We start from the raw sequence: 19,242 nt of genomic DNA, 5'->3' as shown, positions 1-19,242 counted from the left end.
GCCTTCCCTTTCGGGAAAGCCTCAAAGCTTCTTTTTTACACCGTCCGATCCAATTTAACTTCAAACGCACCTCCAGTTACATAATCCATGTACCTAGTATTTCCGTCGAAATCCAAATAAGCTTGATAGCGGGTACGAATAGCCGCTGCAGAAATCAGATCCAGCACCTTCTCCTTGGCTACCCACATCACTTCAGATGTTTCCTCCGAAGTACTTAATTCTCCACCCACGGGCTTGCAGATAAAGTCTAACATGACCTTGGTAGGAACATCCGTCTCACCGTCATACCATTTATGCATACCTGTATTCGAATACACGCCAATCAGTTGAGAAACAACGACATCTATTCCACTTTCCTCTTTAATCTCGCGAATTAGTGCATCCATTAGGTTTTCTCCAACTTCCACTTGTCCTCCAGGAAATACCCACCCACCATGATGTGTTTTTACTAAAAGAATATCTCCCTCTTCATTTATTGCAATTCCACCCACCGCTACAATATGTGTTGGCCAAGCCATAGATAGCACCTCTTTTTTTAGAAGAGTCTAGCAATTTATCGATAATCTGTAAACGATATTTTTCTATTCCATAACGCTTTAAAAGCTTCGCACTGTTCTATTAAATCATCAAACTTCCCTTCCCCAACAATTGACCCTTGATCCACTACCAATATCTTATCAACGTCTTTTATAAAATTAAGCCTGTGGGCCACAATGATGATAGTTTTGTCCTTAAATTCATTCAAAATCGTCTCCATAAGACTTTGCTCAGTGATATTATCAAGCGCTGACACGGGCTCATCCAGAATTAGAATATTTCTTTTTTGGGCAATGACTCTGGCAAACGCTAATCGCTGTCTTTCGCCTCCTGATAATTTGAGACCTTTTTCGCCTACCAAAGTATCTAAGCGATCCGGTAAATGGCTTACTTTTTCCTGCAAATGAACTTTTCCCAGAATCTCATATAGCTCTTCATCGGACAGAGTATCCTCATCAAATACAATATTATCCCTTATCGTAGCATCAAAAATCGGCGTGTCTTGGGATAGATAGGAAATATGATCATAGTAGCTATTCAAACGAATCTCATCGATATCCTTACCGTCCAGTAAGAGTTCACCTTCGCCCTTTTTTAATAACCCCACAATCAATTTAATCAGCGTAGATTTCCCGCCTCCACTTAATCCGACAATAGCAACGGAAGCTCCTCGCGTAAGCGAAAATGACAGGTTATTCAGAATCTGCACATTCCCATAAGTAAAGGACACCTCCCTAAACTCAATATTGCCTTGGAGCTCAGTGATGGCTTCTCCGGATTCCAAGTTCTTATCTTCTGGGGCAGCAATAAATTCCTCGAATCTTCTGTAGGTCACTTTATTCAGTCTGTAATCTACAAATAAAACATTAAAGATGGCAATTGGGGTATAAATTTTATCGATGAACATAAACAATGCGACCACAATACCAAGGGAGGTCTCGCCTGCGACAATGCTTTTCACACCATAAATCAGGACAACAACTTTAATGATCGTGACAAATAACTCGAATATAGCAAAAAAAGCTTCATGGATCATTTTTAGCTGAGCATTTTTATGAATGATAGTGCGTGCGGTCTGGCTTAATTTATCGATCTCTTTCTCATATCTCTTGTTGGTTCTAAAGACGACCAATTCCATAAACCCGCGGATAGAGAATCTGGACATCTTTTCTTGCTCTTGGAGAATGGCAGCCTTCATCGCATACAGAAATTTCAACAACAGATTTGTTATCAGAAAGACGACCACATAGCCAGCTGCAATCACTAACATGATCCTTAGATCATAGAAGCTGATAAAGACTAGACTGAATAGAAGAGTAGGAAACAACTCATGTAGTGTTTTGAGAAAAAAAGAAAAAATAATGCTGTTTCCAGCCGCTGCCCCGTTCTCGATCACCTTAATCATCTGCCCTGTTCCCATATCCTGATACGCTTGATAATCCATTTTTGATATTTTGGACAGTGCAAGAATCTTTAACTGCTCCGTGATGCTGTTCGATAAAAACACACTCGGGTATTCGTCTATATAATTCAGGATCGCCACCCCAGCTAGCAGAAACCCATACACCATAATTAATGTGGATATTTCACCAAAACTGTTGATTACCGTGGCCTTATCTAATATTTTTTGAAAGACAACAACCCCTAAACTACTTAACAGCTGAATGGCAAAACCCAATAAAATATAACCACATACCCACCACTTTAGATGAGCTAGACTCTTTTTTAACATATCATTTATCCCCTCTTTTAATTGAATGCAAAAAAGCCAGGCGCCCCTATCCCACTGTAAAAAACCATCCACAAATAAACGGTTCTCTAAGTTAAATAGGTTAAGTGCCTGGCTCTACAAAAATAGCTGCCTATGGCACCGTTCAAAGCTCTAGTTAGTTGTAATCAAAAGGGTAGACTCCCCCCTTGATAGCTGGTACGCGTTTCACCCAGCCCGATAACTAGTTCCTTGTAACGGTACGGAAAGACATCCATTTCACCTCAATTAAAAGAATTGACCCTATTATAATTCTGTAAGCCTTTTTATTCAAGAATTACGTTTAACGATACGTAGTCCGGCCACTTGGCCAACCTTATGTCCTTCATGAGAAGCAAACTTGATCGTAACTGCTGATTTGCCGCTCGTGATCGGCTGCGGGAGTTCATAGCGAATCGTCTCCAGCTTATTCATCTCCTCAGACTCAAGAGTGCCTACACCAAGTTGCTCCCCATCCGCCAAAATATCAAATGCCAGCGAAGTATCGTTCGACTTCAGATACGTGACCACCAAATCCACTTGCTTATCCGGCAAAACTTCCATCGTGAAGGAGAACCAGCCATTGATCCAGCTGTCCCGATACTTGCGATTGTGGATTTTACCTAAGCCTACAAATTCACCTGTGAAATTATGATCGCGTTCAGGCTGCATTTCAGCAGGTTGTACCGAATCGACAGTTAACTGCTCAAGCAGCAAGTTATTCTCCACAGCTTCGCGATATTCAGCCTCTGCCAGCTTCCACTCTTCCGGTGTAAATAAATCCCAATACACGGAATAACGATGATCATGCATAGGGTAGAACGGACGAAGCTCATGATCCCCTGTATACCCTAAACCTTTCATCCGGAACACATTTTTGCTCACATTAGATTGGATGAGGTTGTCCGTCAGTGTGTCCCGATCTCCGATTAATACGGAAGCAAGGGCGCGATCGCTATTGGTCTCTGCATTTATAGGCCCAAAATCACCTGCGAGCACAAGTGGCCCGTAAAGGAATGCAACTCGGTTCGGATTATCCGGCATCGTCTCGATTCTCACCGACATCGGAATATCGTATTCGACAACGTCTCCATCCTGCCATTCTCTATCCAAAGTAAAGTAGTTAGATTTGCCTACATTTACTTGAACATCTTCACCATTTACGCTAACACTCATCCCTTGCTCAGCCCAGTAAGGATATCTTAGCTTTAATGTGAATTTCGTTGACTGTGCTGCACTGATCCGCAGTACACCTTGTCCCTCTGCCGGGAACTTGGTCTCTTGCTGCAAGCTAATGCCTTGCTCTTTCCAAGCCACTGTAGAAGGTACGTACTGATTGACATAAAGCTCATCTGCACTATGGAAGTATATCGCCGAGCCATACATAGAATGGCTTTCCATTCCCGAACCTACACAACACGTAAAGCTTTCGAACTGCGAATTAAACGATTTATGTCCACCCATCTCGAGAGATACGAAGTAACATACCCGGCCATCTACCGGCTCCTGAGAGGCTAAGATGTGATTATACATCGCACGTTCGTAGTAATCCGCATACGCTGCATACGCATCCCATTGGAACATATGCTTAGTCAGCTTCAGCATGTTGTACGTGTTGCATGTCTCACAGGAACCTTCACCCAATCGATCATTTAACTTATCCGGTTCACCAAAATGCTCATTATAGCTGTTGCCGCCGATCACATAAGAATGATGATTCACGACCCGATCCCAGAAGAAGCGGGAAATACCTGCATAATGCTCCTGCCCAGTTACCTCATATTGTCTAGCAGCTCCGATGATTTTTGGAATCTGTGTATTAGCATGTCTTCCAGCTAGGGTATCTTTTTCTACGGCCAGATCATTAAGCACTTCCCCATGATAAAAGCTTTCCGCTAACGCGAGGAAACGATCTTCTCCGGAATCCTCTGCCAAATCCGTCAGCGCTTCATTCATGCCGCCAAACTCACAACGCAGCACCTCTTGGATCTGATCTTTACTCAGCCCTGCAAAAATATCCTCAAGCCACAGCCCCAGCTTCGTTTCAATAACGAGCGCCTTCTGATTGCCGGCCAATCGATAAGCATCGCGAAGACCTGCAAACAGCTTATGCATCGTGTAAAGCGGCACCCAACCTCCGTTGAGGTCAAAGCCCTGTGAGCGAATGTCGCCTGCCTTCACTTCCTCAAATAACTCCTTGCCACGAGGAATGCCGGAAATAAAGCCATTGCCATGCGCATCCTGACATTGCTCTAATTCATCTACTACATAATTCACGCGTTGTAGCAGCTCTTCATTTCCCGTAGAGGCATACATTAACGCACATCCAGAAATAAAATGGCCTAACGTATGGCCGCTAATACCCTGAGATTCCCAGCCCTCGTAGTGAGCAGCCTTAGGCTCTAAGCCAGCATATTCGCGAAAACGCGACAGAAGCCGATCTGCCTCAAGCTTAAGTAAATAATCAGTATTTAACTCCATCGCATGGAGAAGTGGACCTGAATCAATTCGTACGTTCTGTAGATCAAAAGCTTGCGTCTTCAATGAAATCGCTCCCTCGCAATCTTGTCAGGGTTAGATGACAAGTGTATATTTGTATCCATAAGATAACACCGGAACGTTGATTTGTCGGTAGATCAGTCGTACAAATAGTGGACAAACCCGACTTATTGATTGCTAGGAGGACCGCATGACCTACTTAAAAATAAATGCAGATGTACCTGTTCATTTTACAGCGGCAGGTGAATTTATCTCAGAAACACCATGGAAGCATGTGGAGCGTGTTATGGGGAACTACGAACTAATCATTGGCGTGAACGAAACGGTATATTTGAGTGAGGAGAACAAACAATTTGAAGTAGGTCCTGACGAAGCTTTTCTGCTCATGCCTAATCGCACACATGTCGGCTATAGAGAGTCACGACCCGGGGTTAAGTTTTATTGGTTTCATTTCGAACTGACAACCGAGGGGTTATTACTGAGTGAGGAGGAAATGAAGCCTGAGGCAGAAGAAATCTTTTCGCGCACACAGCGCTTATGGTCCGTACATGATCTATATCTGCCCCAAATCATAAAAATCGAACATAGTGACCGGATTCATATTCTGGCGAATCAAATCCTTCATGTGGCCAACTCGGGGTATTTAACCTATTCCAGCGTTAATTATTTGCTGACCTCGCTTTTAATTGAGCTGTCTGAGCATGCACTTCAGCCGTTCGCCAGTAAGCTGATCCGCGCACAGCAAGATGTCACCTTCGTCAAAATAGCTGAGTGGACAAGGATACATGCAAGCGAACCGCTTACCGTGGCCATCATCGCGGATAAATTCAATTACAACAAGGACTATCTAGCTCGGCTATTTAAACAGCATACCTCCATGGGGCCATTAGAATATATCCATTCAGTACGTGTGACTAAAGCGAAGGAGCTACTAACCAGAACCGCATTAAGCGTGAGGGACATCGCGACAGAGACGGGGTTCACCGACGATAAATATTTCATGCGCCTCTTCCGAAAATACGAAAACATGACGCCCACCCAATATCGTAACGCTTATCATAAGACGTTTATGAATAATGACTGAAGTAAAGCCACCCCTAAATATGGAGTGGCTTCTTGTTTGGGTATTGTCTATTGGATAGAATGAACTTCACACCAATTACGTAGGAATTGCAGATTAGTATTGAAGTAATGATCGTTTTGCCACCCACAACTCCAAACCTGTGCGTTCCCTGTGTGCAGACCCATCAACCATATCTCCCGGATAGCAACAAATATAGGGATTGCCTTTAAATCGTTCTCAGATAATACTTTATGCTTTTGGTATGAATCCAGGAAAACAGTCCATTGTTCATTGTCAAAATGCTCTCGTTCTTTCCCTCTAACCCTTGACCACAAAAACACGGAAACATCATAGGCCCTCCAGCCAAAACCTCCGCAATCAAAGTCGAAATGAGTCAGGGTATCCTCGTAGAAATGTACGTTCGCTCCATGAAGATCACCATGACATGCCCCCCAATCCAGCTCTGATGAGATTTCAGCTATGCTATTTGCCAATACTTCCGACAAAGATTCTAGATAATCGATATCCTCTTGCCTGTGGGATAAAGGCTTGCGAATCGATTGAAGCGGTTCTTTAAGCAGATGATCCAGATTAAGCGTAAATCTTTGCTGCCCACATTCGAAATCATCCATAGCCAGATGCATCTTAGCCACTTGTTCACCGTATAATTCACAGCTAGCTTTTCCATCGGAATAATTGCCTTTTGCAAAAGTAAACAGAACTGCGTAACGTGTTCCTTCAGGAGCCTCCAGCTCAATTAGGTAACCACCCTCCCTGCTGATTACCGGAGCCGATACCGGGATATTCTTCTTATTTAAGTGATTCAATAACTCCAGTTCAAAATCAATCTCATGTTTATTTCGCCAATGAGCTTTATAGATCCTAAGAATGTATTTATCAATAGAGGTCTTTAGTAAATAGGTATCATTAAGTCCGTTCTCATAAAAACCACACTCCAGAACATCCCCGATTTCATAAAGATCATTAATTACGGGTACTATGGCATGGGAAGAAATTACGGAATGATACACCGGTAGTTTCAGCATATAAATCACCCTTCAACGTTAATTGCTACTCACTATTTATTTTCACGTTTGGCCCGTATAAAGGCGAGGGATTTATTAAATATAGCTAAACTTTCCGCATCGTTAATTTAATTGCTCTATAATGCTCTGCTTCGATATTGATCGTCTAACAAACTGAACCATACCAGTCTGGACAAGTAAAATAACCAAGAAATACAGGAAAATAGCACTCCAAGGGAATTGGTATTGAATGTAGGAAAGCCCCCCCATATTCCCTGCACTCTTACTTATCATGTATCCCATTAGATTGCCCGTAAAAAGAGCCATCGTAAAGCTTCCAACCACTAAAAATCCTGTTTCATAGGTTAACATAGCCATTAATTGTTTTCGGCTCATTCCTATGGCTTGCATAAGGCCTAGCTCCCCTTTTCTTGCAGAAATAGTGGTGATTATGGTGTTCAAGAGATTGATCATACTGAATACTGCTATAAAAACCATAAAACTATACACTGAAATAGTGATAGTTCTAAAAGCAATTCTATTGGATTCCACAACTTCGGAAAAAGACAATAATTTGAGTGTATCCTCATTGAGAATCACACCCTCTAACTCACTCTTTATTGACTCTTCATTCGATTTATCCATAGTAATAACTTCGTAGCTCTTATTGCTATTAAAAGGGGCTACAGTTTGCATTACTTTGGGTGGAAGATAAAATGAAGTTCCTGAATTCTTATCCGTAATATCTCCAATGATCTCAAAATCATGTTTAACCTTCTCCTGATCATTAGCAATTATGAATGAAATATGATCACCGACAGCGTAATGAGCCCCGTAATAATCTAAGTCACTACTGGCGCTGTTAAGGAGAATGTAGGATGCATCCGACGAATCAACATCCGGGATCTTCCCCTCAGCCAAATGACTACTCCATCTTTCGTTGTTTAACGTAGGGATATTCTCAATACTGACTATCGCGGCCCCGTCATCCGTTTTTATTCCTTCGATAGCAGCTTCAATATACTGATGTTCGATTACGTCCTCAACTTCATTTATAGCTAAGATTTTATTTTTTAAAGAAGTAGATAGTTGCCCTTCCGTCTGAAGATCACTTAATGAGGTTGTTTCAGAATACAACTCATTATTAATTTGAATATCAAACCGACCATGATTCGGAAAATATTTCTCTGCTTTTGAGATTGGATCGACCGAGTTTAACAATGTCCCCAAGGAAACAAATAGCGTTCCGCTTAAAAAAAGAGACAGCAAAGTCAACACCGTCTTTTTCCTGCTTCTTGATAAGTTCAATGCAGCTAAAGAAAATGGTGTGAGTCTTTTCGAGTTTCTTTTCTCCTTTTTTGTATTAACATCGGCATCTACATGTCTAATCGCCGTTATAGGAGAGATTCTTGATGCGAATTTAGATGGTGCGTTTAATGAAGCTCTAACTGTTACTTTGGTGAGCAAACCGGCTAAAAAGGCAAGTGAAAAACTTGGAACTGCATTCCAGTGAAAGCCACTTAAAATCCAGCTCATTAAACATCCAAAAATAACTCCAATAGGGATATATTTTCTTGAAAGATTTTTCCCTTCATATAGAACTAGCTGTTTTATCTGCCTTTTTGTTGCACCGATTGCTCTAAGTTGTCCGTATTGTTTAATTCGCTTAGTAATTGAAATATAAAAGATATTGTAGATGACAAGCCAACAAGCCAGTGCGATAATCAGCATGATAGACAAGATGGATATCACAGTGCTTCCTGACAGATTATTACTGTCCACATTCACATTATTGATCTGAACATTTCTCTCAGAGATACCCATTCGCTGCCCTATTTCTTTGATTTTTGACTTCAGTTCCTCGTTGGAATAACTGCTGCTGTTGTTGATGCTAATTGCCGCGGAGTAATCCTCTTTGGAAAGAAACGGATCTGCCTCAACGAACGCGCTTGATACCAGAGCATTGTAGCCGATTCGATTCTCGTTACCTGATGCGGTTGTTTGCAGAATTCCAGAAATCACAAATTGGCTGGTTTGAAATTCTTTGCTGGCATTGTTTCTAAATTGCAAAGAAATAGAATCGCCAAGCCCCAGGCTTCGATCATCAGATAACTGAAAGTCTTTTTCTATTGCAATTTCATTTTCTTTTGTAGGGAACTTCCCCAGAACGATATTGGCATTTGATAAATCCATCATGGCTTGATCCGTGTAGAGAATGGACAATAAGCGTTCTTCTTTTTTCTCTCTGCCTATTTCCTTATAGAGTCCGATTTTATTAATTCCCTCTATTTCTTTCAATCGTGAGATTTCATTGTTATTGAGATTATAGAATAAAGCCTGGAAATTCGACTCATGTTGTAGGTTAGTAAAAGAATTATAACCAAAGGTCATTACAACAGTTAATAAAAACGCAGCTAAAGCTATCACACTGCCTACAAAGTAATTTTTGGTTTTTTCCGCTTTTAAATTTGCTTTTGCAATTCTTATCATTGCTGTTTTATTCTGTATGGACATTGATACATCATCCTCCTATCGTATAACGAATATTCCTCCCTTTGCATCATCAAGTGAATACTTTCACTATTTATTCTATAGATAATATTCTCCAACAAAGATCAATCACCCTTTAAATAGATGATATATACTATATTTACTATTTATATAATATATGGATACAACAAAAAAGACTTCCCCCTCTGGAGCGTTTGAGTATCTCCAAGTTAGCGGAAGTCTTTTTATGCTCAATATGCCTTGGGTAGCAAACATTTAGATTAATAAATTACGCCTCGGCACTTCTCTCCTGAAGCGCACCGACCAACGGATTCCACCGCCAGCGCGGAGTCAATCCTTGCAGATGTACACCTCCAAACCACTCATCGCTGCCATTCTTCTGCACCCAGTCTTCGTTTCCAGCTATTACACTCTTACCTAGCTCTGTTAATACAAGCTCACAGTCTTTAAATTGCATTACTGAATCGTTATAAACAGGGAACTCATTGCATCCATGGGTTTGTAGCAAAGGGTACGTGCCTTGTACCATCTTTCTTAGGATATGCCAATATTGCAGGTCGCCCATTCCTAAGATGTTAAGCTTATCACCCACATTTTTGAACAGCTCATAGGGTGATTTTATTCCCTCACGGATCATCTCCAGCGTGATTTGTTCTACGATGCCAAGTCCGTTTGTAGTAGAAGGAAAGCGCGATAAATGCGCCCGGAAGGCGTCATGTGCAAAGGGTAAAGCCGATGTATCTGTAGTTAATCGTTGTTGCAGCAATTCTGGATTCGGTGATACATAGGCTTCCCAGAGTGCTTGACCTGCTTCTAATTCTTTGGCTCCGATTAGCTTCCATGTGCCTGATAATGTTTCCATCTGCTCTATAGAAAGTTGTCCAAGTCCTCGAAATAACTTTATTCCCGGATACTCTCCAATGCATAGTAAGCTTAGCTTGGTGGTTAACATTTTCTGCTTCGAGAACCAATGGAGTAAATAACTGAGCATCGTCTGATCGAAAAGGTCATGCTCGAACCATAACACCACTTCTTCATATTTATGGAAATCAGCTAAAATCTTCTCTTGCCTCTCACTATTGGCGATAAATTCCCTCTGCGGAATCCCCATCGTTTGTTCCAAATATTGCGCTCGAACAGCGCGGTTATCTCCATCGGCAGGATCCAAAAATACCGGCCCATGCGAATATACCTCTCTCCACACTAGTACATCACCTTTCACGATTCCTTGCCGCAGCTTCTCTCCCACTACATCTCCATTTACAATGTGAAGCACAGCTTTTCCCCCTTCGTACAAATGGTTGAATACGGAAAGAACATCTGCCACAGGCAATGCACCTTTCAGCTTGCGGCGGGCATCAAAAAGTCGCTTCTTCAACACCGAAACCGAAGTCCCCAGAAAGTCAGCAATCTCTTGTAGTGAGTAGCCTTGAAAATAATATAATTGAACGGCAATCCGCATATTGGAAGTTAATGCAGCTATAGACTCGTGAACCAGCCGCTGGGTTTCCTTTTTTTCAATAATATCTGCTATAGAAAATGAAGATTCTGTCGCTTGCGCAGCTTCCTCGTAGGGTAATGCAGGATGCTGCTTTCTTCGCAAGATGCGATAACATTGCCGCACCACAATAGCTTTAAACCAGCCCGGGAATGCCTCTACTGCTCGTAATTTATTCAAATGCAAAAAGGCTTCTGTGAAAGCTTCCTGCACAGCATCTTCCGCTAATTGATAGTCACGCAGCTTTTCGAACGCAACTGCATTGGCCATCGGTGTAAAGTGCTTAACAATCTGTTCAAAAGCTTGTCGGTCTCCTTGTTTAGCCTCTTCTATATACTGAAGCATCTGTCCTCCGCTCCCTTCTTCCGTATTATATACAAGTGCCAATGAAGTTTCTAAAGGTTACGGATGGGATTGAAAAGTCAGACGTTATTTATTTTTTCCTATTACATCCTTTGCAACCTCTAGAGCTGAAGAGGCTCGCGGCCAACCTACATAAAAAGAAAGGTGGGTGATGGCCTCCACGATTTCTTCAAGTTGTAAGCCGTTCTCTAAAGCCAAGTGCAGATGATAGGGGAGTTGTTCCGTCATGCCCCCCATCACCAAAGCAGAAATCGTAATCATGCTACGATCCCGAAGTGATAATTGCTCACGTCTCCATAAGTCCCCAAATAACACATTTTCCGAGTAGTCGACGAATGCCGGAGCGAACTCCCCTAACGATTCCCGTACATTTGTGACGATTTTCTGATGCGCCATATTACACCTCCCTAACCGGAGGTTGTAGCATTTGAGCAACACCGTTACCAAACGACCAATCTTCGAATTCCGTATCGACGAGCACAATGAATATATCTTCTTTTCTGATGTTTAGCGTCATCGATAATTCCTCGGCTAGCCTCGCGTAAAAGCTTTTCTTCTGTTCCGTTGATCTTCCGGATTTTAGCGTAACTTGGATATATATCAGTCCGTCGCTTCGTTCAATATTTAAATAATCTTTACTATAAAAAAGTTCCCCCGCTTTATGCGCATGAAAAACCTGAAACAGATCATCCTCCGGTACATGGAAATGCTGAATTAACGCGCTCATAATCGCTCTGCATATTCCTTCTAGCTGATGAATGTCGTATTGTTGCTCCAGATAACTGACTCTAATGAATGGCATTTTAATTCACTCCTTCTTTGAATTCTTTTATTGTACTCTCAGTATTTTGATTTATATAATTGAATAAGATAATAATCTTAATCAATTATACCGATAGAGGTGACAATCGATGGATCTAAAAGAACTGATGGCTTTTAAGACCATTCTTCAAGAAGGCACTTTCTCACGCGCTGCCGAGAAGTTGAATTATGCGCAGTCTACCATTACCAACCAAATTCAACGACTTGAAAAAGAACTGGGCATACAACTCTTTCACAGAGGCTGGGAAGTAGAACTGACAAGTGCCGGGCAAGTTTTTGCAGCGGAAATCGATAACCTTATTCAACATTGGAACTATGTAACAGAACTCACCAAAGCTTTACAGCATGACGAAATTGGCACACTTCATATCGGAGGCATTGAATCCATGATGGAATCCGTCCTACCGAACGCCTTGCGAAAGTTTCAGGAGCAAAAACCAAAGATGGCATGTAACTTCATTCAGGGTAACACTGATTCCCTCTCACAACTTGTTCTACAAAGAGAACTGGATTTCGCCATCTGCGGTGAGCCGTCCGACCTGTCTTTCTTTTATTTCGAACCGCTTTATCACGAGAAAATCGCTTTTATAGTAGATGAAAATCATCCTTTAAACGGACGAGACGATATTTCATTTCGAGAAATTCTTAAATATCCAATTATAGCTGGAGGACGCACTTGCTTATATTACCTTCGGTTAGCTAAGCAATTTTCGAGATTCGAATCAAAGCCCACTTTATCCACCATAAGCCAAATTTCTGCTATTCCTCATTTTGTAAGAAAGAACCTTGGGGTGGGGGTAGTGCTTGATTCGACAGCTTTAATGACAGATATCGTAAAAATAGATGTTGAACTAAGCGAGCCGTTCATTCAAGTGGGTATATTGCAGCGGCGCAACCGAGAATATCTAGCAACATCATCTAAAGAACTAATCCTACAAATCATAAAAGAAGAAATTGAGAGGATTAGTAATGCTAATCCTACGCTCCACATTTGAACCTCAAGCTAGTTCCATATATGATAGCTTTATCATCGTTATCAGGGGAGGATTCATAGAAGTGGCAGTATTAATCAATGAACAAATCAGAGCATCCGAAGTAGTTCTTACAGGACTTAGGGGTGAGAAGCTGGGGATCGTCTCACGGGAAGAGGCGCTGGCCATGGCCAGATCAGCGGGAGCTGATCTGGTATGCACCTCGCTAATGAGCAGCCCACCGCCCTGCAGCCTAACTGCAAAGGGCAAAGCAAAAGCGGCCGCGCAGAAAGAAGCAGCCTCAGCACGCAAGGCCAGTGGTGGCTCAGCTGCAAAGGGCGGCAGCAAGGAGAAGGTCAAAGAGCTCCGCTTCACTGCTCATATTGAAGAGCATGACTACGATACGAAGCTCCGTCAGGCCGAGAAGCATCTACGCTCCGGCAAGCCGGTGCAATTAGTTGTCAAAGCATCCGGTGCGAAGGAAGCTGCTGCCGCAAAGACGGTACTAGAACGCCTCGTAGCTGACCTCAAGGAAGTCGGAGTCAAAGATACCGGCATCCAGACAGGCGGCAAAGGTTCACAGGTGAAATTAAATCCACGGTGAAGAGTGGAATTTCAGATAATTTAGGCTCAAAACCAAAATCAGTAGACCATTTCATGAAAAAGCTGCTGCTATCAGCAAATGTAGCTTAATTGCGAGCAGAATTCAGAATTGCGTTTGGACACCACAGCCCTTATTCGTAACTATTTCGCTGTTCTGGGATGCTAACGGACTTCAGAGACTTTATATCACTAAAATAGCACGATATTCCCTCCATTTATGGAAAATAAGATCTCTCGAGTCCGCAACTTCCTCCAAAAGGCTTAAAATGTACAAATAGCTGCATCTAAGTCCGTTAGCACAATAGCAAGTGGAAATCAGGAACTGGGCAAGGGGCATGATTCTTATATGCAAGCAAAAGCGCCTTCGGTGCCCCTAAAGGACGGTAAGCGTTTATGCGAGAAATAGAAGGATAATGTCTCGTGCCAAACTTATACTTTCTTGTATTATTAAAAAAGGCCATCCTCTACAGGATGGCTTTTCACTTCATAGACAATGTCCTTGCTCGCTCTTAATCAGTCACCTTAAACATGATTACCCATTAATCCCCTTGGGCGATAGTTCATACCCCCAGCATAGAGGTGGGAGACATCTCCCAATCCAATACATCTGGGAACTGCATAGTGCTCGCTGCGCTCTTCAAACAAGATCGTCGTTACCGAGCTTGGAGCAAGCCAAAATACGGACCAAGCCAAGGCTAAAGGAATCTGCAATAAATGGGCTAGCCATGCAAGGCCAAAGCCACCGTGACACACAACTCCAATCTTCTTGGTAGAAGGCTCGAGGATACGATATAGGCCATCTTCTCTTTTATAGTGGTGGCTAAGCAAGAATTGATCTGAAGCCGCTTGTAGTTCGCTAAACCGCAATCTGTATTCCTCTTGTTTTAACCAATGATCTGTTTGATCAGACCATTCTCTTTTTCCACTCGATAGTTCACTAATATGTTCTCCGGGACTATCCCATATAGGCGCCATTTGTCCATCCAACATAACCCCTGTCCAATCCAATTCACAAGTCCAAGGTTCTGTCTGAATTACAAGTTCCGTCTCTTTGGCCACATAACTTGCTGTTGTCTGTGCTCTACCCAATGGTGAAGCATATAATTCATCCAGTCCGATAGATGCCATGCGTTTTCCCAATGCCGCTGCTTCCTGATGCCCGAATTCCGTTAGATCATCTATGGAATAGTCCGGATCACCATGACGAATCAGAAATATTTGCATAACAATGCCCTCCTCCCCTCAAATCCAGCCTTTTTCTTCCGCCAGCCGTACCGCCTCAATCCGGCTTTTCACTTCCAGCTTATTGAGAATTTCAGAGATGTAATTGCGGACAGTGCCATAAGACAGATGCAGCGAAAAGGCTATCTCGCTCGCGGTTTGCCCTTCTCCAGCCAGTTTTAAAATCTCGCGCTCCCGTGCTGTTAATGGATTCTCCTCCCGCAGACTGCCGAAGACTAACTCAGGAGATACCTCCCGATGTCCAGCCATGACACGACGAATAGATTCAGCTAGCTTATCTACAGGCTCGTCCTTCAACAAATACCCTTGAATACCAGCCTTTACTCCACGCTCAAAATACCCTGGACGGGCAAAGGTGGTCAAAATAATAATTCGGGTCGGACAACCCTTACTCCGCAATATTTCTGCAACCTCCAGCCCGCTCTTGAACGGCATTTCAATGTCCATGAGACAGACATCCGGCTGAAGCTTGTCGATTAAAGCTAACGCCTCCGCCCCATCACAAGCTTCTCCGACTACTTCGATATCGTCTTCAAGATCCAGCAAAGAAGCCATCGCTCCCCGAAGCAGACGTTGGTCCTCCGCTATAACAATGCTTATCATGCAGTCTCACCCCCTTGTGCATCTTTTACGATTAGCGGGATGGTAACGATCAGCGTAGCTCCCTGACCCTCAGCTGAGCTTAGCGACAGGGAGCCATCAATCAGGGATAGACGCTCTGCCATTCCCTTCATGCCATTTCCATCACTAAGCCCACCATTCCCTCTCTCCCCATGCTGTAGACCAATGCCGTTATCCTTAACGGTAATTCGCACTTCTCCAGCCAGCTTTGCCACTCCTATGAAGCATTTGTCCGCTCTACTATGCTTTACGATATTAGTCACTGCTTCTTTGATACAGAGGCTGAGGATATTTTGCGTCAGGTCGGATACCCCCTCCAGAGAGATATCCCCTTCCACTTCTAAGGCGATCTCTGCCGTCCGCAGCATCTCTCCAGCTTCAGCCAGTTCCTCTGCCACTGAGACCGCACGCATTTCCGACACTAGCTCACGCACTTGACGGAGCGCAGCCCGTGAAGTGCGCTGAATTTCCCGCGCCTCCTCTTGGGCTCGCTCCGTATTTTTCGTCACCAGCTTCTCTACGAGTTGGCTCTTTAACGTAATCAAGGACAAGGTATGGCCAAGAGTATCATGCAGGTCACGGGCGATTCGCATTCGTTCCTCACGCTTCACCAGCTCTTTAATCACCTCATTGGCTTGATCCAGCTCTTTCTCCAGCTTCTGATTCCGATTCATGGACCTCACTCCGAACGGACTAATCAACATAATAATAATAAACGGAGCTAAAAACATCACGCTTCCCCACTCCATCTCACGACCCACTAAGACCAGCACCGAAAGGATCATGATCACAAAAGAAGCAAATGCAATTTTGAACCCTTTATTCTCCGTATAATATGCGATAAAATTTGCGGTGAAAAAGCCCATGTACAGATTATAGGGGGTATAGAACAAACTAAGCACCACGATGATTAACATTTGAATAAATAACCAAACATTAAACACTCCACCCCGCACCCAATACAGCTGGCGATAGCTGATGGCAAACACCGCTATCATAATCCCGCCCAGGATGAGCTTCATTCCAGTCTCCCCGCGCAAATTCAGGATGGGCAAAACCAGATAAACAGCCCATACAAAAGGGAAAAAACCCTGTTTTTGTGGAAATAACCGGAACTTCGCACGCTCAGACATTCATTCACACCGCTTCCTGTTTTTTTCGAATATAGACCGATAGTAACATAAAAACTACCAAATATCCGAGTAAAATCAAGACATTACTCCATGTCGGAGCTGAGCCACGAACGATTTCCCAGGCTCCATTCCCATAGTTATAGGAAGGCAACCAATGACCAATCCGCTGCATTAATCGTGGCAGTATCTCAATCGGCATCCACATGCCTCCTGCTACAGCAAGAGCCATATAAATCACGTTGCTGACTCCACTGGCTGTATCCACCCGTTTCATAGCACCTACAAGCGTACCAATCGCTAAAAATGGAAGAGAACCGATCAGGATCCACAGCCCGCTAAGCACCCATTGACCTGCGGATAAAGAGACGCCATTGATTAAATAGCCTGCGATAAAAATACAAATGACCGAAAACAGATGCATCATCGTCTGTCCGAACATTTTTCCGAAAAAATAGATCGATCCCGGCAGCGGTGTAATCCGAATAAAGGTGGTCCAGCCTTGTGTTCGTTCTTGCACCAACCGGATGCCAAGCGTCATAATGGCTGAGCCCATTACACTGAAGGTCGCCATGGACATTAAATAATGAGCACGCCACGTTAGGTCATCGCTACCTGTATTGACCACCCGGGTGAAGATGAAATAGAACATGATGGGCATGAGCAAAGACCAGAACACATAATAGGGATTACGGATGATCCGCAGCATTTCCGCTTTACACTGTACAGTAATTAGTCTCATGGTTAGACAGCCTCCTCTTGGTTCATGGTCAATTGTTCAAAAGCCTCATCCAAACGTCCCTGATCAATTCGAACATCTTTCACAGGAAGTCCAGCCACAAAAATCGCTTTAAGCGCCTCATCTGTATCCTCTGTGGTCACGTGAATGCGGCCATCTTTTTCATAACAATCCTCTATAGCAGCTAAATCTAGCAGGTTTCTGCGCAATTGCGAGCGATCACCCACAGGCAGGAAGGACACGGAACGCTTCACAATCCGCGATTTAATCTCAGCTGGACTTCCGTCCGCAACTAAGTGGCCTTTACTGAATAATAGAATACGATCCGCAATATCTTCTGCTTCCTGCAAATAATGGGTCGTGAACACAATCGTTTTTCCTTGCTCCGCAAGTCCACGAACCGTTTCCCAGAACCGCCGCCGGGAAGTAATATCAAGTCCGACTGTAGGTTCATCGAAAAAGATCAGCTCCGGATTACCCGCGAGGGCTAGCGCAAAGCCCAAACTACGCTTTTGACCGCCCGAGAGCTTCTCGGCGTATCTATTCAAATCGGCTGGCGCAAGTCCAGTAGTCTTAATTAGAAACTCCATATCCATAGGCTTTGGATAATAGCTGCGGATCAGATCAATGATCTCCCGCACCTTTAGCCGATCCATTACACTTACCTCCTGCAGCATCGCTCCAGTCTTTTCACGTACTGCTTTATCCTTCGGATGATGACCGAACAACTCCACTGTACCCTCGGTAGGCTCTATTAGCCCCAGCAGCATGCCTAATGCCGTTGTTTTACCCGCTCCGTTCGGTCCCAGAATAGCTGTAATCGAACCTTTAGCAATGTTAAAGCTGATATTATCTACGGCCTTTTTATCCTTATATATTTTGCTGACCCCGTGCATTTCTATAATATTATCCATAACGTAATCCCTCCGCTTCCGAATGCGTTTGATCTATTTCAATCATATGGAAAAAGAAGACATGACATTAGTATGGACTGTCATTTCTTTAAGATGACAACTGTCACCTTCCTGGCTTCGAATAAAAAAAAGAGGCTGCCCTATCAGTAGAATGAACTACTAATAAGGCAGCCTCTTTAGGTGAAGAGAGTTTAGTTATCTCCGGAGGAATCCTTTTTCCAGCAGGAACTCCTTCATATGCAGCCGTGCTGGCTGTGCCAATCGCTCCGCCATAATGGCCGACCAAGGGGTGTCTTTGGCGCCGTGGGTCCGCTCACGCATATAGTCTGAGGAGACTTTATCGTAAGTTTTGACCTGCTCCACAGTGGTTTCCGCATTGTAGCGATTACGATGCAGAACAGCCTCTAGTGGAAGCCGCGGACGCAGGCCCGAAGCTCCGTCAGGATAACCTACACACATCCCGAATAGCGGATAGACCAATTCAGGCAGTCCCAGCAATTCCGATACCTCCGCGATCCGGTTACGGATTCCACCGATATATACAATTCCAAGTCCTAGTGATTCCGCAGCCACTGCAGCATTCTGTGCAGCAAGCGCAACATCAACGGTAGCTACAATCAGGTTCTCAGCAGAATCTTCATAAGAAGTCTCTCCCTGCAAATGAGGTTTCGTCACCTCGCGCAGCCGATACAGATCAGCGCACCAGACCAAAAACACTGGGCATTGTTCTATATAAGCCTGATTGCCCGCTAGTCCCGCAAGCTCCGTCTTTAGTGCCGGGTCAGTAACTGCAATAACACTATAAGCCTGAACATTGCTTGAGGTTGAAGCCATCTGAGCTGCTCCAATAATAGCGCTAAGCTGATCTTCACTTACTGGCTTATCCTGAAACTTGCGGACAGATGCATGTTTCATTAACAGAGAAATTGTATCGTTATTTACTTGCACTGTGGCCAC

General features: G+C 43.5%; 17 protein-coding genes. 3 read left to right on the top strand and 14 right to left on the bottom strand.

Going from position 1 to position 19,242, the window contains the following annotated elements; translation table 11 throughout:
* Positions 1-35: 35 nt before the first annotated feature.
* The 3 genes from NST58_RS02505 to NST58_RS02495 form a co-directional block, all read right to left on the bottom strand.
* A complete protein-coding gene (locus NST58_RS02505) occupies positions 36-518 on the bottom strand; it encodes an NUDIX hydrolase (protein ID WP_076101239.1) in 483 nt (160 codons plus the stop codon).
* Positions 519-553: 35 nt separating this feature from the next.
* Entirely contained in the window at positions 554-2,269 is a 1,716-nt protein-coding gene (locus NST58_RS02500; RefSeq protein ID WP_339246067.1) for an ABC transporter ATP-binding protein, read from the bottom strand.
* A 306-nt stretch (positions 2,270-2,575) separates the two neighbouring features.
* Entirely contained in the window at positions 2,576-4,828 is a 2,253-nt protein-coding gene (locus NST58_RS02495) for a glycoside hydrolase family 127 protein (protein WP_076192723.1), read from the bottom strand.
* A gap of 145 nt (positions 4,829-4,973) precedes the next feature.
* Between NST58_RS02495 and NST58_RS02490 the strand changes: the two genes are divergently transcribed.
* Positions 4,974-5,867 carry an AraC family transcriptional regulator gene (locus NST58_RS02490; protein WP_076124617.1) on the top strand — a complete coding sequence of 298 codons (894 nt, stop codon included), beginning with the start codon at positions 4,974-4,976 and terminating at the stop codon, positions 5,865-5,867.
* 47 nt (positions 5,868-5,914) lie between these two features.
* Here the strand turns inward: NST58_RS02490 and NST58_RS02485 are convergent, their stop codons facing one another.
* The 5 genes from NST58_RS02485 to NST58_RS02465 form a co-directional block, all read right to left on the bottom strand.
* Positions 5,915-6,892 carry a phosphotransferase gene (locus tag NST58_RS02485; protein ID WP_339246063.1) on the bottom strand — a complete coding sequence of 326 codons (978 nt, stop codon included), beginning with the start codon at positions 6,890-6,892 and terminating at the stop codon, positions 5,915-5,917.
* 102 nt (positions 6,893-6,994) lie between these two features.
* Positions 6,995-9,385 carry an ABC transporter permease gene (locus tag NST58_RS02480; protein ID WP_339246060.1) on the bottom strand — a complete coding sequence of 797 codons (2,391 nt, stop codon included), beginning with the start codon at positions 9,383-9,385 and terminating at the stop codon, positions 6,995-6,997.
* A gap of 265 nt (positions 9,386-9,650) precedes the next feature.
* Complete coding sequence (locus NST58_RS02475) at positions 9,651-11,225, bottom strand: sigma-70 family RNA polymerase sigma factor (RefSeq protein WP_312149643.1); 1,575 nt, start codon at positions 11,223-11,225, stop codon at positions 9,651-9,653.
* Positions 11,226-11,309: 84 nt separating this feature from the next.
* Positions 11,310-11,639, bottom strand: coding sequence for a carboxymuconolactone decarboxylase family protein (locus NST58_RS02470; RefSeq protein WP_076124622.1), 330 nt, complete (start codon positions 11,637-11,639; stop codon positions 11,310-11,312).
* Position 11,640: 1 nt separating this feature from the next.
* Positions 11,641-12,045: a tautomerase family protein gene (locus NST58_RS02465; protein WP_076218989.1), complete on the bottom strand. Its 405-nt coding sequence runs from the start codon at positions 12,043-12,045 to the stop codon at positions 11,641-11,643.
* Positions 12,046-12,154: 109 nt separating this feature from the next.
* Here NST58_RS02465 and NST58_RS02460 point away from each other — a divergent pair, with 109 nt between their 5' ends.
* Positions 12,155-13,060 carry a LysR family transcriptional regulator gene (locus tag NST58_RS02460; protein ID WP_339246054.1) on the top strand — a complete coding sequence of 302 codons (906 nt, stop codon included), beginning with the start codon at positions 12,155-12,157 and terminating at the stop codon, positions 13,058-13,060.
* Between the two features lie 61 nt (positions 13,061-13,121).
* A complete protein-coding gene (gene infC, locus NST58_RS02455) occupies positions 13,122-13,640 on the top strand; it encodes a translation initiation factor IF-3 (RefSeq protein ID WP_076185653.1) in 519 nt (172 codons plus the stop codon).
* A gap of 521 nt (positions 13,641-14,161) precedes the next feature.
* Here infC and NST58_RS02450 read toward each other — a convergent pair.
* The 6 genes from NST58_RS02450 to nfsA all read right to left on the bottom strand — a co-directional run bounded on the left by NST58_RS02450 (position 14,162) and on the right by nfsA (position 19,233).
* The gene (locus tag NST58_RS02450; RefSeq protein ID WP_076220222.1) at positions 14,162-14,863 is read right to left on the bottom strand and encodes a histidine phosphatase family protein; all 702 of its coding nucleotides are present in this window, start codon (positions 14,861-14,863) and stop codon (positions 14,162-14,164) included.
* Between the two features lie 18 nt (positions 14,864-14,881).
* Positions 14,882-15,484, bottom strand: coding sequence for a response regulator transcription factor (locus NST58_RS02445; protein WP_036682756.1), 603 nt, complete (start codon positions 15,482-15,484; stop codon positions 14,882-14,884).
* Positions 15,481-16,635, bottom strand: coding sequence for a sensor histidine kinase (locus NST58_RS02440; protein ID WP_076282343.1), 1,155 nt, complete (start codon positions 16,633-16,635; stop codon positions 15,481-15,483). The genes NST58_RS02445 and NST58_RS02440 overlap by 4 nt, the downstream gene beginning before the upstream one ends.
* 4 nt (positions 16,636-16,639) lie before the next feature.
* Entirely contained in the window at positions 16,640-17,374 is a 735-nt protein-coding gene (locus tag NST58_RS02435) for an ABC transporter permease (RefSeq protein WP_036682760.1), read from the bottom strand.
* 2 nt (positions 17,375-17,376) lie between these two features.
* Positions 17,377-18,285, bottom strand: a complete 909-nt coding sequence (locus NST58_RS02430; protein ID WP_339246050.1) for an ABC transporter ATP-binding protein — start codon at positions 18,283-18,285, stop codon at positions 17,377-17,379.
* A gap of 195 nt (positions 18,286-18,480) precedes the next feature.
* Complete coding sequence (gene nfsA / locus NST58_RS02425; RefSeq protein ID WP_076220221.1) at positions 18,481-19,233, bottom strand: oxygen-insensitive NADPH nitroreductase; 753 nt, start codon at positions 19,231-19,233, stop codon at positions 18,481-18,483.
* Positions 19,234-19,242 lie beyond the last annotated feature (9 nt).

This window comes from Paenibacillus sp. FSL R10-2796, from assembly GCF_037965315.1.
In the GTDB taxonomy this organism is placed as follows: domain Bacteria; phylum Bacillota; class Bacilli; order Paenibacillales; family Paenibacillaceae; genus Paenibacillus_AQ; species Paenibacillus_AQ odorifer.
Note: the sequence above shows the minus strand (reverse complement) of the source record. Positions and strands in the feature narration are given on the sequence as shown.